The 13,309-nt window shown below is 64.5% G+C and carries 12 protein-coding genes; 6 read left to right on the top strand and 6 right to left on the bottom strand.

The annotated features are described in order from the left end of the window. Positions 1–61: 61 nt before the first annotated feature. The 6 genes from argF to RIV12_RS00845 all read left to right on the top strand — a co-directional run bounded on the left by argF (position 62) and on the right by RIV12_RS00845 (position 6,943). Positions 62–1,069, top strand: a complete 1,008-nt coding sequence (argF, locus tag RIV12_RS00820; RefSeq protein WP_075416954.1) for an ornithine carbamoyltransferase — start codon at positions 62–64, stop codon at positions 1,067–1,069. Between the two features lie 3 nt (positions 1,070–1,072). Then, a complete protein-coding gene (arcC, locus tag RIV12_RS00825; protein ID WP_075416955.1) occupies positions 1,073–2,053 on the top strand; it encodes a carbamate kinase in 981 nt (326 codons plus the stop codon). Positions 2,054–2,263: 210 nt separating this feature from the next. Next, positions 2,264–3,391: a serine/threonine protein kinase gene (locus RIV12_RS00830; protein ID WP_075248172.1), complete on the top strand. Its 1,128-nt coding sequence runs from the start codon at positions 2,264–2,266 to the stop codon at positions 3,389–3,391. Between the two features lie 185 nt (positions 3,392–3,576). Further along, on the top strand, positions 3,577–4,590 hold the full coding sequence (locus RIV12_RS00835) for a DMT family transporter (protein WP_075416956.1): 1,014 nt from the start codon (positions 3,577–3,579) through the stop codon (positions 4,588–4,590). A 129-nt stretch (positions 4,591–4,719) separates the two neighbouring features. Next, the gene (locus tag RIV12_RS00840; RefSeq protein WP_075416957.1) at positions 4,720–6,078 is read left to right on the top strand and encodes an MFS transporter; all 1,359 of its coding nucleotides are present in this window, start codon (positions 4,720–4,722) and stop codon (positions 6,076–6,078) included. A gap of 118 nt (positions 6,079–6,196) precedes the next feature. After that, positions 6,197–6,943, top strand: coding sequence for a TetR/AcrR family transcriptional regulator (locus tag RIV12_RS00845; protein ID WP_256695404.1), 747 nt, complete (start codon positions 6,197–6,199; stop codon positions 6,941–6,943). 46 nt (positions 6,944–6,989) lie between these two features. Here RIV12_RS00845 and RIV12_RS00850 read toward each other — a convergent pair whose 3' ends face one another. The 6 genes from RIV12_RS00850 to mihF all read right to left on the bottom strand — a co-directional run bounded on the left by RIV12_RS00850 (position 6,990) and on the right by mihF (position 13,206). Further along, the gene (locus RIV12_RS00850; protein ID WP_081379971.1) at positions 6,990–9,137 is read right to left on the bottom strand and encodes a primosomal protein N'; all 2,148 of its coding nucleotides are present in this window, start codon (positions 9,135–9,137) and stop codon (positions 6,990–6,992) included. Between the two features lie 38 nt (positions 9,138–9,175). Further along, positions 9,176–10,381, bottom strand: coding sequence for a methionine adenosyltransferase (metK, locus tag RIV12_RS00855; protein ID WP_075416958.1), 1,206 nt, complete (start codon positions 10,379–10,381; stop codon positions 9,176–9,178). 68 nt (positions 10,382–10,449) lie between these two features. Next, positions 10,450–11,787, bottom strand: coding sequence for a bifunctional phosphopantothenoylcysteine decarboxylase/phosphopantothenate--cysteine ligase CoaBC (coaBC, locus tag RIV12_RS00860; RefSeq protein ID WP_075416959.1), 1,338 nt, complete (start codon positions 11,785–11,787; stop codon positions 10,450–10,452). Between the two features lie 12 nt (positions 11,788–11,799). Further along, positions 11,800–12,198 carry a DNA-directed RNA polymerase subunit omega gene (rpoZ, locus tag RIV12_RS00865; protein ID WP_075417015.1) on the bottom strand — a complete coding sequence of 133 codons (399 nt, stop codon included), beginning with the start codon at positions 12,196–12,198 and terminating at the stop codon, positions 11,800–11,802. Between the two features lie 45 nt (positions 12,199–12,243). Then, positions 12,244–12,837 carry a guanylate kinase gene (gene gmk / locus RIV12_RS00870; RefSeq protein WP_075416960.1) on the bottom strand — a complete coding sequence of 198 codons (594 nt, stop codon included), beginning with the start codon at positions 12,835–12,837 and terminating at the stop codon, positions 12,244–12,246. Between the two features lie 57 nt (positions 12,838–12,894). After that, complete coding sequence (mihF, locus tag RIV12_RS00875) at positions 12,895–13,206, bottom strand: integration host factor, actinobacterial type (RefSeq protein ID WP_075416961.1); 312 nt, start codon at positions 13,204–13,206, stop codon at positions 12,895–12,897. Positions 13,207–13,309 lie beyond the last annotated feature (103 nt).

Genomic DNA, 13,309 nt, shown 5'->3' on the forward strand with positions numbered 1-13,309 from the left:
GGCCCCGGCCGGCACGTATGAAGAACTGTCAGCACACCACACACAGGACGAAGGAATCCTCATGACCCACCCCCTGCACAACCGCCACTTCCTCAAGGAGCTCGACTTCACGGCCGAGGAGTGGGGCTCTCTGCTCGAGCTCGCTGCCCAGCTCAAGAAGGACAAGAAGGCCGGCCGCGAGGTGAAGCGACTGACCGGCAAGAACATCGCCCTCATCTTCGAGAAGACCTCGACGCGCACCCGTTGCTCCTTCGAGGTGGCTGCCTATGACCAGGGCGCACAGGTCACCTACCTCGACCCCTCCGGCTCCCAGATGGGGCACAAGGAGTCCGTGGCGGACACCGCCCGGGTCCTGGGCCGCTTCTACGACGGCATCGAGTTCCGCGGCAAGAAGCAGGAGCACGTCGAGGCCCTGGCCGAGCTCTCCGGTGTGCCGGTGTGGAACGGACTGACTGACGAGTGGCACCCCACTCAGATGCTCGCCGACCAGCTGACCATGCTGGAGCACGCCGACAAGCCGATCGAGAAGATCTCCTTCGCCTACCTCGGGGACGCCCGCAACAACGTCGCCAACTCGCTGCTCATCGCGGCAGCCCTCATGGGGATGGACGTGCGGATGGTGGCCCCCAAGGAGCTGCAGACCCCTCCCGAGGTGGTGGCTCAGGCCGAGAAGCTGGCCAAGGAGAGCGGTGCCCGCATCCTCATCACCGACGACGCCGCCCAGGGCGTCAAGGGCGTCGACTTCCTCTACACCGACGTGTGGGTCTCCATGGGTGAGCCCAAGGAGGTCTGGGACCAGCGCATCGCCCTGCTCAAGCCCTACCAGGTCAACGCCAAGCTGGTGGAGGCCACCGGCAACCCGGACGTGAAGTTCCTCCACTGCCTGCCGGCCTTCCACGACCGCAACACCACGGTGGGCGAGGACATCTTCGCCAAGACCGGCATGAACGGCCTTGAGGTGACCGACGACGTCTTCGAGACCGAGCGCAACGTCGCCTTCGACCAGGCCGAGAACCGCATGCACACCATCAAGGCCGTGATGGTCGCGACCCTCGGAGAGTGGGACTGAATCGTGAGAATCGTTGTTGCCCTCGGAGGAAATGCCCTGCTGCGCCGGGGGGAGAAGCCCGACGCCAGCACCCAGATCCGCAATGTCGAGATCGCGGCCCGCGAGCTGGCCAAGCTGGCGGAGAAGCACGAGCTGGTCCTGACTCACGGAAACGGCCCCCAGGTGGGTGTCCTGGCCCTGCAGTCCGCCAATGACGAGCGCCTCTCCGAGCCCTACCCCTTTGACACCCTCGGCGCCCAGACCCAGGGCATGATCGGCTACTGGCTGCTGCAGGCCATGCAGAACGCCCTGCCGGGGCGCCACGTGGCCGCCATGGTCAACCAGACCCTGGTCATGGCCGGTGACCCGGCCTTCTCCAATCCGACCAAGTTCGTCGGTGAGGTGTATACCAAGGAGGAGGCCGAGAAGCTGGCCGAGGAGCGGGGCTGGGTGGTCAAGCCCGACGGCGAGTACTATCGCCGCGTCGTCGGCTCCCCCATGCCGCAGCGCGTCATTGAGACCCGCCTGGTGCGCTCACTCCTGGAGGCCGGTGCGATCGTCGTCTGCTCCGGTGGTGGCGGCGTGCCCGTCGTCCGCAGCGAGGAGGGCAAGATCAAGGGCATCGAGGCCGTCATCGACAAGGACCTCACCGCGTCCGTCATGGCTGAGGCCCTGGAGGCCGATGCGCTTCTCATCCTCACGGACGTTGATGGAGTGTTTAAGGACTTCGGAACCGAGAACCAGACACAGGTTCCGAGGGCGACGCCGGCAGAACTGCGGGCCCTGGGACTTCCCAGTGGTTCCATGGGACCAAAGGTCGAGGCGGTGTGCCGATTTGTTGAGCTGACTGGTGACATGGCGGCAATCGGACGTCTTGAGGACGCCGTTTCCATCATTGAGGGCCAGGCAGGGACCATCGTGACTCCCGGAGGCAACTACGGGGGCCCCGACGATATCCATCCCCCCATTCCCGAGCAGATCGACACGCGCATCCGTAGGGCCTGACCGGCGCAACGGCATCGGTCCTTCAAGGAGGTGGTGAACACCCTCAACCAGCAATGACCGTGCCACGGTTCAGCGATCATTCTTTATTTCCAGATACTCCTACGACCACTTTTTCGGTTCCTTCAGAGTAGAATGACAGCGTTGAACCATAGACACATCACCTGTCTTAATTCACGCACCACACACCGAGCACAAAGGAGTGACTTACTCATGACGAAGATCGTCAATTCTTGGAACGACTTCGACCCTCTCAAGCGCGTGATCGTTGGACGCGCCGACTTCTCGGTTATTCCTCCCGAGGAGCCCGCCACGTCTGAGAAGGTGCCGATCGACTCCGAGATGCGCGGCATGTGGGGCCCCCGCCCCACCGCGACCGTCGAGGCCGCCAATGAGCAGCTCGACAACTACGTCAAGATCCTCGAGGGGCTGGGCGTCCAGGTGGACCGCCCCACACCGCTGCAGTGGAACCAGGCCATCCAGACGCCTGACTTCCGCACGGAGTCTGGCTTCACCCAGATGCCCCCGCGTGACATCCTGCTGACCATCGGTGACGAGATCATGGCGTCGGCCAACTCGTTCCGCTGCCGGTACTTCGAGTACCTCGCCTACTGGCCCCTCATGAACCAGTACTTCGAGGAGGACCCGGAGTTCAAGTGGACCCAGGCCCCTCGTCCTCGGCTGACGGACAAGTCCTACAAGCACAACTACTACGACGAGCGGATCTCACTGGAGGAGCGCCTTGAGCGCACCGCCGCCAAGGACTTCGTGACCACCGAGTTCGAGCCGATGTGGGACGCCGCGGACGTCATGCGTGTGGGTAAGGACCTGTTCATCCAGCACGGTCTGACCACCAACCGCAAGGCGATGGAGTGGTTCAAGCGCTACTACCCGGACCTGCGGGTGCACGCGGTGAACTTCCCCGGCGACCCCTACCCGATTCACATCGACGCCACCTTCGTGCCGCTGCGGCCCGGGCTGATCATCAACAACCCGCACCGCCGCCTGCCCGAGGAGCAGCGCAAGATCTTCGAGGCCAATGACTGGCAGATCGTCGACGCAGCTCCCCCGGCCCACGAGGTGCCGCCGCCGCTGTGCTACTCCTCCGTCTGGCTGTCCATGAACTGCCTCGTCATCGATCACAAGACCGTGTGTGTCGAGGCCAGCGAGGTCCACCAGATGGAGCAGATGGACAAGCTGGGCATGAACGTCATCCCGGTTCCCTTCCGCGACGCCTACGCCTTCGGTGGTGGTCTCCACTGCGCGACGGCGGACGTCTACCGCGAGGGCGGCTGCGAGGACTACTTCCCCAACCAGGTCGCTGACCCGACTCTGGTCTGATCTCAGGGGTGCGGGGCGGTGGCTCATGGATCGGGCTGCCGCCCCGCACCGTTCCCGGCTCTGCTCTTCGTAACGCGGTCAGCGGACACTCCGTTGAACTGGCTGCGGCCGAACTGACCGCGTGAGATCCGGCAATGATGCCGATCTGCTGTGCATGCCGGGGGAACTCAGGAGACAAAACTGCCATGTCACAGACTTCGTCCGCTGAATCCTCTGTCACAGAGTACGTGATGAACAAGAAGCTTGGCGCCATTGCCATGCTTCTCTCCGCCACCGGGATGGGGCTCGTCGGCACCATCAGCCGTGGCACGACCGCCGGCCTCGCTGACGCCGACAAGTCCGTCATCGGATCGTTCCTCGCCTTCGGGCGTATGACCGTTGGGCTGCTCGGCTTCATTCTTATCCTGGTTATCACTAAGAAGACCGGCTTGTTCCGGCGCACCCGCCTGAGCCCCACCGTGATCCTGGGAGGAGTGGCGATCGGCCTGTCCCTGGGCTGTTATATCTCTTCGACGCTGATGACGTCGATCGCCAACGCCGTCTTCCTCATCTACACAGGACCTCTGTTCTGTGCGCTGCTCGCACGCATCTTCCGCAAGGAAAAGATCAGCGTGCTCTCTGGAATTTTCCTGTTTCTGGTATTCGTCGGCATGCTGCTGACCATCGGAATCATCGACTTCAAGAACGGAAGTCTCACTTTCGGGCTGGATCTGTCGGCCTCGTCTCCTGAGTTCCCTCAGAAGAAACTGGGAGACCTTCTTGGCCTGCTGTCAGGAGTCTTCTACGGCCTGGCGATGTTCTTCTACGGCTATCGCAAGGACGTGGACTCGGTTGTACGCGGTGTCTGGAACTTCTTCTGGGCCGCCTCTGCTACGCTTGCGATGTCGGTCATCCTGAAGCCCTGGCACGGCGTTGCGTCCTTCAAGGCCACCAACTGGATGTGGGCCGTGGCCCTCTTCCTCGTCTGCGGACTCTTCGCGCTGGGATTCTTGGTTGTTGCAGGGCGCAACCTACCTGCCGTGGAATACTCGACGATCTCCTACTGGGAGTGCCCTGTCGCCATTCTGTGTGGTATCATCGTCTGGGCGGAGAAGCTCACTCCTGTGGGAATGGTCGGGGGGCTGCTCATTGTTGGAGGAGGACTGGCCCCGATCATCGTGGATGCGGTCTCCCGAAAGTCACGTGCCTCTGAGGCCTGATCGTTGTGTGATCCTGTCTGCCTGCGTTAACTTCCTGCAGGCAGACAGGATCACATGTATAATCTTCAACGTCTCTCCATGAGGCCTATTTCGTCAACGTCGACATTCACCGAGCCGGAGCCATAGGCTATGCATACCGTCCACTCAGGAAGCACGAACGACCATCACCTGGACTCAGAACGAAGTCTCGCACTGAGACGTGCAGCGAAAGCGAGCTTCATTGGCAACTTCATTGAGTGGTTCGACTACGCCTCGTACGGATACCTGGTCACCGTCATTGGTCACGCTTTCTTCCCGGCGGCAGACAAATCTGTCCAGCTGCTTTCGACATACGCAGTATTTGCGATGTCCTTCATTTTGCGCCCCATCGGAGCTGTTGTGTGGGGGGCGTGGGGGGACCGCTGGGGGCGCCGGTGGGCACTGTCATGGTCGATTCTCATTATGTCCGGGTCGACGTTCTTCATCGGACTTCTTCCTACATACTCGGTCATCGGGATGGTGAGCGCCATCGGCCTGCTCGTCCTTCGAATGATTCAGGGATTCTCCGCGTCAGGCGAGTATGCAGGCGCTGGAACCTTCCTGGCCGAGTATGCGCCCCCAGCGCGCCGTGGGATATACACTTCCCTGGTTCCCGCCTCCACCGCCTGCGGCCTGCTTGCCGGCTCTCTCATGGTCACAGGGATGTTCTCGGTTCTCAGCGATGACGCCATGAACACCTGGGGGTGGCGAGTTCCCTTCCTGCTGGCCGGCCCGTTGGGGCTCATCGGCCGCTACATCCGAGTGCACCTGGAGGACTCCCCCGCCTACCAGGAGATGCGTGCGGAGATGCCACAGGAGAAGAAGGCAACCAGCTGGTCCGAACCGTTGCGCCTGCTGCTGCGAGACCACCTGCACGAGACGCTCATCACCTTCGGAGTCTCCTGTCTCAACGCCGTTGCCTTCTACATGCTCCTCACATATATGCCGACTTACGTCCACGAAGAGCTCGGGTTCTCTCAGGACACCTCCACTCTGGCGACCTCCGTGATGCTGGTGGTGTATATCGCCGCAATCTTCCTCATGGGGCACCTGTCTGACTCCTTCGGGCGTCGTCGGATGCTCATCGCCGCTTGCGTTGCATTCATCGTCCTCACCATCCCGTTGTTTGTCGTGATGACGAAGGCCGCGAGCATGCTTGTGGTGGTCATCCTTTGTGAGATCGTCTTCGCCATAGCGCTGACCGCTAATGATGGAACTCTCGCCACCTTCTTGGCGGAGTCTTTTCCAACCAACGTTCGCTACTCCGGATTTGCCTTGTCCTTCAACGGGGCCAACGCACTTCTCGGTGGAACAACGCCGTTCATTGTCACATGGCTCATCAAGATCACTGGCTCCCCTCTGGCGCCGGCGGTCTATCTTACGGTGATCGCACTGATCGCCATGGTGGCGATCTTCCAGTCCCGCACTATTCATGGGTCGGAACTGACCGGGGAGCATACTCAACCCTGAGCCCGAGCAACTCACTCAGAGCAATTGCTGACAGGTCGAATATAGACTGCCTCTTTACGAGGTCATTATCACCGTCTTGTTACGGACATGAACCTCTTGTCGTCGTAAGATGATGAGCATGGCTAGTATCGATGCAGACGCCGCTGGAGATGCAGCGAGTAGCGACGCTTCCGCACCTGCAGGTCCTCGCGCGGAATCCCGAGTCACACCGCGAGGCGAGGACCGCCGTCAGGCCATCATTGATGCCGCCGCAGCCATCATCCGCGAGTCAGGTCCTTCCGCGATCAGCCACCGCAGTGTCGCCAAACGCGCCGGGTGCTCCTTGTCGGCGACAACCTACTACTTCGATGGCTTGGAGGATCTCCTCCATCAGGCCGGGCTGGTCAACATCGGACTGTGGGCCTCCCGTGCGGAAGATGTCGCCGACCGGGTTGAGGCATTCAAGGGCGTCCCAGACCTCCCCCAACGGGTACGGTTCATTCTCCAGGCTACTCTTCCCGCACACGGCGCCTACTTCGGGCACTATCTTCAACTCATCTCCGCCAGCCAGGCATCCCCGGTCAAGCACGCCTACCGCCAGGGACGCCAACGCCTCAATGCTGCATTGCGTCGTGTGCTGCGCCAGCTCGACAGCCCGCTCGAACCGGAGATGGTCATCGCCATCGTCGATGGTGCGGCCGTGACCGCCCTCAGTGAAGGGTGGAACGTCAAGTCCACCGCAGCGGGACTATTGACTGATCTCATTTCCTTGGCCCACGGCATGCCGCCCTTCCAGGCGCCAGGTGCCACGGTGGGCGCCGCTTCGGCTCCTGCCGCTCATGCGACACGGCCCGCCACGGTCAAGTCCAGTAGCTCCGCCAGTTAGGGCCTGCCCCGTTGGTCTCGTTCCTCGTTTGTTCTTCCAAGCATCCTCACCACAAACGGGTGGGATCGAGCTCAACCCGCATCGGCTCCTCACGCCGGGCCGAGCGGTCTCGCAGTCTTACCCCAAGCATGGTTGCAAGCGCTTTGCCCTGTGACAGCGGAGCGCGCACCAGGGCCCTGGCCACGCCGGGGGGAACCTGACCGCGAACGGGTGGCGGGGCCACCGGGCCCAGCACCTCAAAACCATCAGCGTCGGCCTGAGCCAGGAGTGACTCCACGCCACGCACCGGGCCGTCCAGACGTGCCACACGCCATGCGGGCGGTAGATGCAGCTCAGCTCGCTCCAGAAGGTCCCTGCGGGCGAAGCCCGCCTGATCCCATCTCACAAGGGCTTGTGCCGCCACCGGATCCGGGCCGCCCAGGAGAATAACGCGAGCCGAACGCTCCGCCAGCGCCACGGCATTCGACCACTGGCGCAGCGCTTCACCCGCTGCCCCCAGATCGGGACGCGAGGACAGGGCCCCGCCGTCGAGAAGCAAGACGGCCCGGTATCCACCCTTGGCCACCGGCTCAGCCCCGGGCGTGGCCACGACAAGGCGTGGCGCGTCGTCAACCTCATCCACGACGCCATGGGCCTCCCGCGCTCCCGACACCACCACAGGGATACCGGGAAACGCCCTCCCGAGCTCCTCCCCCGTACGCGTGGAACCAACCGTCGCCATCCTCACGTCATGGCCGCCGCACTCGGGGCAGTCCCACTGCCCCACAGTACGAGCGCACCAACGGCAGGAGGTGCGACCCTGACGATCCATGGCCAGTGGGCCACCGCAGAAGGTGCACCGGGCGGCCGAGCGGCACCGGGCGCAGGCAACCAACGGCGCGTACCCGGCGCGCGGCACCTGGACCAGCACCGGACCATTCTGCAGGGCGCGCCGCAGTGCTCGATGGGCGAGCGATGGGACCCGGGCCGCACCGGAAGCGCCCTCCCGGTCCAACTCAGCCGGGCCAGGAACCTCCACTCGAGGCACCACACCGCGCACGATGTGACGAGAAGCCCTGAGGTTCTGGCACCACCCCTGCTCGACGAGTGACTGCGCCTCCACGGACCGGCTGAACCCGCCGATGAGCAGGCCGGCGCCCTCCAACGTGGAGCGCAGGGCGAGTACTGTGCGCGTATGACTGTAAGGGGCGTGAGGCTCCTCCAACCGGTTGTCCCCGTCATCCCAGACGGCCGCCAGTCCGAGCCGATGCACCGGGGCGAAGGCCGCCGCCCGAGTGCCGACGACAACCCGCGCACGCCCCATCAACACAGCCAGAAAGGCCCGGTAACGGCGCGCCGGCCCGTGCTCGGCCGAGAGCACCACAATCGGTTCTCCCTCCAGCTCGCGGCCCAGCCGGGCGGCCAGGGCCTCAGCCTGTTGAGTCGTCGCCACAACGATGACCGCACTGCGGGAGCTCACCAACGTAGCCTGGACAGCCCGTGCCAGGCACACCTCCCACGGCTCAACCACCGGGACGCACTGACCATCGCTGCCGGACAACGATGCCTGGTGCGGCCGCGGCTGCGCCGGTAGGGCGGACCAGACTACTCGTGGAGCCTCGCCATCGGCCAACCGTCTCAGGAACTCCTCACCACCGTCGTAAGGGTGCCAGCAGTGCGCGTTTGAGGAGGGGCGCTCCCAGGTGGGAAGGTCAAGGGGGGCCTTGGCCCTCTCCGCCTTCTCAGTAGTGGCGTGCCTGGTGGGAACCGCAAGACGGATAACGTCGGAGCGCGTCCCACAGCTGCGGGAGGCGACGGCCCCGATGAGGCGGCGTGAGCTCTCCGGCAGGACCTGGAGGTCGGAAACCACCCGGCGCAGAGCAGAGAGTCGGCCGATATGCGTCGTTGTCGCCCCCCGCTCCCAGATCCAACCCCGCATCTCCTGCTCGCCGAAGCGAACCATCACCCGGGTGCCGGGCAGGGCCTGCTGGGCCAGTGCCGCAGGAACCAGGTAGTCGAAGGTGCGGTCAAGGTGCGGTATCGGCGAGTCCAGGAGGACCCTGGCCACGGGCTCGTGGACCCCGGCCACCGTCACCGTGCGCTGTCCGGGCTCCGGCAGCTCCAGCAGCTCACCCTGCCGGCTCACGCCAAGACCATACGCAGGTCCATCCGGCTCACCGGAAGCAGAAGCAGCGTCGTCGTAACCGGTTGCCATACAAGCCTTCAGAGGTCTCCCGCCCGAGTGCGCGGGACTCAGACGGCCTGGCGCAGAGCCTCAACGCGGTCGGTGGCCTCCCAGCTGAAGCCGGGACGCCCGAAGTGCCCGTAGGAGCTGGTGGCTCGGTAGATGGGACGCAACAGGTCGAGGTCCCGCACGATCGCGGCCGGACGGAGGTCGAAGACCTCGTTGACGGCTTTCATGATGCGATCCTCGGGAACGCTCGCCGTCCCGAATGTCTCCACGTAAACGCCCACCGGGTGGGCTGAGCCGATGGCGTAAGCCACCTGAATCTCACATCTTCTGGCCAGCCCTGCCGCTACGACATTCTTAGCGACCCAGCGCATAGCGTAGCTGGCGGAGCGGTCCACCTTCGAGGGGTCCTTGCCGGAGAAGGCGCCCCCGCCGTGGCGGGCCATCCCACCGTAGGTGTCCACGATGATCTTGCGTCCGGTCAACCCGGCATCACCTGCCGGACCTCCAATGACGAACTGTCCTGAAGGATTGATGAGGACCTCGGTGCCGGCGGTGTCGAGCTCGGTGCCGGCCTGGGCCTCGGCGGCCAGTACCGGCTCAATGACTTCCGTCTGCAGAGCGTCGGTGAGCCAGGCACGAGTGCGGTCCGCATCGTGCTGCGTGGAGATGACCAGGTTGTGCAAGCTCACCGGCCTGTGGCCGTCGTAGCCGATCGTCACCTGGGTCTTGCCGTCGGGGCGCAGGCCCGGGAGGATTCCCTGCTTGCGCACGACGGCCAGGCGCTCCGCCAGACGATGCGCCAGATGGATGGGCAGCGGCATGAGGGCCGCGGTGTCGTCGCAGGCGTAGCCGAACATGAGCCCCTGGTCGCCGGCACCCTGAAGGTCGAGAGGATCGATGTCCGTGTCATCCCTACGAGCCTCGAGGGACTTGTCCACTCCGGCCGCGATGTCCGCGGACTGCTGCCCGATCGATACCGAGACACCGCAGGAGCGGGCGTCGAAGCAGACATCCGAGGAGGTGTAGCCGATGGCGGAGATCTCCTGGCGCACGATCTCAGGGATCTCGACGTAGGCCCTCTCTGTGGTCACTTCGCCGGCCACGTGTACCAGACCGGTCGTCACCATGGTCTCAACCGCAACGCGCGCGGTGGGGTCCTGCTCGAGGATGGCGTCGAGAATCGCATCAGAGACACGGTCGCAGATCTTGTCCGGATGTCCTTCAGTGACCGACTCGGAAGTGAACAGACGCAAGGAGGAACTCACCCGCCCATCGTAGTCACCACCAGCACTGATCCGTCGTGGCGTTACCCACGAAAACGCGGAGCCGGGAGTCAGACTGCGTCCACCAGGTCGGCGGTCAGGGAGATGAGAAGACGGGCGACGTCCATCTTGCTCCCTTGTCCCCGCGCTACTTCCGTACCGTGAGCATCCAGTACGACGACGGCGTTGGGGACGTCTCCGAAGCCGAGTTCCTCCCCCACCGCGTTGACCGCCAGAAGGTGAGCCCCTTTACGGCGGGCCTTGGCCCTGCCGTGGAAGAGCACGTCGCCGTCCTCGTCACCGGTCTCTGCGGCGAATCCGACGACGATCTGACCGGGCCGAGGCGGATCACTCACCAGCCCGGCCAGGATGTCCGGGTTGGTGGTGAGCTCAATGGACATGGCCGGTTCTCCGGGACGATCCGCTCCGGCGGGCGCCTGCTTCTTGAGCTTGGTGGTGGCTACGGTGACGGGTCGGTAGTCGGCAACAGCTGCTGCCATGATGACAGCATCGGCGTCGCGGGCGCCGTCACGCACGGCACGGAGCATGTCTGAAGCGGTACCAGCCGCGACAACAGTCACCTCCGCAGGCAGGGCGTTGAGCAGATCGGAGGCCACGTGCGCCTGGACCAGGGTGACGCGGGCTCCCTGTTCGGCGGCGGCCGCCGCCAGTGCGCAGCCCTGACGCCCTGAGGAGCGGTTGCCGAGATACCGCACCGGATCGAGGGGCTCACGTGTACCGCCGGCCGAGATAACGACGTGCCGACCTTCCAGGCGTCCGTCACCCTCAGCCGAAACGTCCTCCGCTTCCGCAGCCACGGCGGCGGGTCGTCTCAGAACAGTCAGGGCCTGCGACACGATCTGCTCGGGCTCAGGCATCCGTCCCACTCCGGAATCCTTGCCGGTCAGACGGCCGGAGTCGGGCTCGATGACAGTCAGGCCGCGCTCACGCAGCACCGCCACGTTGTCTTGGGTGGCGGGATTGAGCCACATCTGGGTGTGCATGGCCGGAGCCAGGACGACGGGGGCCTGGCAGGTCAGTATCGTTGCGGTGAGCATGTCATCGGCCCGTCCTGCCCGCACCCGCGCCAGCAGGTCCGCCGAGGCCGGAGCGACCAGGACGAGCTCGGCCCACTCCGCCACGGCCACGTGCTCGACCGCGGCCGGGTCGTCGAAGACACCGGTGGATACGGTCTGGCCGCTGACCGCTGCCAGCGCCGGAGCACCAATGAACTTCAGTGCCGACTCAGTGGCCACCACCTTGACCTCGTGCCCGGACTGACGCAGCAGTCGAATGACGAAGGGGGCCTTGTAGGCGGCAATCGACCCGGACACGCCGACGACGACGCGCCGCGGCCCCTCGAATGCGGTCGCGGCGCGCTCACTCACAGCAGTGTGCGGCTCGTCCATGGCGAGCCCGGCTCAGAACTGGATGTCGTCAAGGCTGGTGGGAGTCTCGCCCCCCTCGAGGGAGACCGGAGCGTCCAGCGAGATGTCGCTGAACATATCGGCCTCGGCAGCCCGACGGGCTTCCTCGGCCTCGGCACGGCGGGCGCGGGCCACGTCCCCGGGAATGACCTCGAGCTTGTCCTCGGCGATCTCACGCAGAGCGATGCCCAGAGACTTCTCGCCGACCTCGGAGTCGACCAGCGGGCCGAAGAACTCGAACTGGTTGTCCTCGAGCTGCTGGGTGTAGGTGTTGATCTGGCGGGAGCGCTTGGCGGCCTCCACCACGAGCCCGTACTTGGAGTCGACCTTCTTCAGAAGGTCGTCAATCGGCGGGTTGGTGATGCCCTCGGGCTGGGGAGAGGTTCCGAGCATGTGCATGCCTCCGGTTCAATCTCGATAGTTCAGATCCACGTTATTCTAACTGCCGAGCCCCATGAGTCTCTCCAGCTCCGCGGTGGCGCTCGCCACGGTGTCATTGATGACGACGTGGTCGAACTCGTTGGCCGCCTCCAGCTCGGTGCGCGCTGTGGCCAGGCGCCGTTCCTGCTCCTCGGCGTCCTCCGTACCACGCCCGGCCAGCCTGCGAACGAGTTCGTCCCAACTCGGTGGGGCGAGGAAGACGAGCCGGGCCTCAGGCATCGCCTCACGAACCTGGCGGGCGCCGGCCAGGTCGATCTCCAGCAGTGCCGGACATCCGGCGTCGAGCCGGTCCTGGACCGGGCCACGGGGAGTGCCATACCGATACGCGCCATGAACCAAGGCCCACTCGAGCATCTGGCCTCCGGCGACGAGCGAGTCGAAGTCTTCGTCACTGACGAAGTGGTAGTGCACACCGTCAGCCTCACCGGGACGAGGCTGACGGGTGGTGGCCGAGACCGAGACGAACAGGTCTGGATGGCGTCTGCGCAGCTCTGTGACGACGGTGCCCTTGCCCACCGCTGTGGGGCCGGCCAGAACGGTGAGGCGGGCGAGCGCGGGAGCGGATGGGTCTGCGGCAGCAACGTCGGTCATGGTCACATCATGACCTACCGGGCGCTGTCGGCACGAGCCCGCATCCGAGCAGTTGTCCTAGCCGAAGCGCTCCACCAGCGCCGCCCTCTGATTCGCTCCCAGTCCACGAACACGACGGGACTCGGCGATATGCACGTCAGCGAGGATCGCATCAGCTGTTGTGGTTCCCACACGCGGGAGGGAGATGAGCAGTGCTCTGACCTTCATCTTGCCCAGGACATCATCGGTCTCCGAGGCGGTAAAGAATTCGGAGAGCTTGAGCTCCCCGCTCTTGAGCTCGGACTTGATGCGTGCGCGCTGCGATCGTGCAGCGGCCGCCTTTTCCAGTGCCTGAGCCCTTTGCTCAGGTGTCAGTGTAGGAAGCGTCATGGTGTGTCTCCTCCCGGTCCAATGCCAGTGACCCGCACCACAAGCATAAGTCGGGTCCAGTGCACTCGCATTCGCAGGGGCCCATATTCCACAACCGACTTCG

It is taken from the genome of Actinomyces stomatis, from assembly GCF_031292835.1.
Lineage (GTDB): Bacteria > Actinomycetota > Actinomycetes > Actinomycetales > Actinomycetaceae > Actinomyces > Actinomyces stomatis.